This is a genomic window from Desulfobulbus elongatus DSM 2908, from assembly GCF_000621145.1.
Lineage (GTDB): Bacteria > Desulfobacterota > Desulfobulbia > Desulfobulbales > Desulfobulbaceae > Desulfobulbus > Desulfobulbus elongatus.
This window is the reverse complement of record NZ_JHZB01000099.1, coordinates 1-1,080: the sequence shown is the minus strand read 5'-3', so window position 1 is coordinate 1,080 and position 1,080 is coordinate 1. Positions and strand designations below refer to the sequence as shown.

Annotated in this window: 1 protein-coding gene; it reads right to left on the bottom strand. The window is 45.3% G+C overall.

What is annotated here, in order from left to right:
- Positions 1 to 238: 238 nt before the first annotated feature.
- The coding region (locus tag Q362_RS24165) for a hypothetical protein (protein ID WP_211248548.1) at positions 239 to 1,080 on the bottom strand (842 nt) is incomplete at its 5' end.

The window sequence follows — 1,080 nt, the reverse complement described above, 5'->3', positions numbered from 1 at the left end:
TGTTGTCGGGTTTGGTCACCAGACAACATCTCTCATGCCATGTCACTTCGCCACTCATTCCGCAGTCGGGTACGCATTTGCCGGATGAACCAAAATAGATATGCCCAGATTTTCGTGCTATTTTTCCTGTTACCAAGGCCCCCCATGCCAACCCCCACGCCCAAAACACGCAGCAAGCAAAAAACAGACAATACAAATTGCAATAAATAAAAATATTTTTTTCATCTTTTCTCCCGTCTTATCGAGCATTTTGAATGCCCACCATAATTGTGTCCCAAACTTCTGGTGGCAATAAAGTGCTTAACGCAAAAGGGGTTGCCAACCCTACATTGACATAATTAAACGCCTCTCCGACACCCTTAACCATCCCATCTAAATCCTTTGCATTCCCATTACTGTCATACCAAAGAACACTATTCAACATGTCATGCATTCCCGCATAAAACTCTGCCACATTGTCAAACAATGAACCTTTCTGATAATCTATCGTTACTCTGAGTAATCCCACCACCCCTTTTCCTCCTTGATGACCTCCCATCGGGCTTTCCCAGTCTGGATGTTGCTCTAAAAACTGCGTTATCGTCAGTTGATTTCCATGAGCATCCATTCCCGGATTAAATTTAACCGTTCCATCTGGGTTTTCTGCATAACCACTTTTGGTTGATGGATCACGAGTACAACGCCCATCCTCACACCACTTATCAAGTACAATACGCCCCCCTGCAAGTTTAAAACCATCACCATTCACGCCATCACTCTGACCTGATGCGTTACTAATACAATCTTCTGTTCCAACAACGCATATCCCATTGAATTTCTTAGAATCATCAATCATAGCCTGCCGCATTTCGTTAGCCGCCCAGGACAGTGATTCTTTGGTAATCGAAGAAACCGTGCCCGTGGCCCCGCCACCAGCGGCACCGATAAGAATGTTCATGGCAATATTGTAGGAACCGTTTGGTCCCCATTTCTGCGCCTCCTCAAACAATGCCGATTTTTTATCGGGCTCTGTCTCCAGTTCAGCCTGCCTTTTGAGATCAGCAACTTTACTTTTCGTGTAATCAGCCGCTGCTTTTGGCG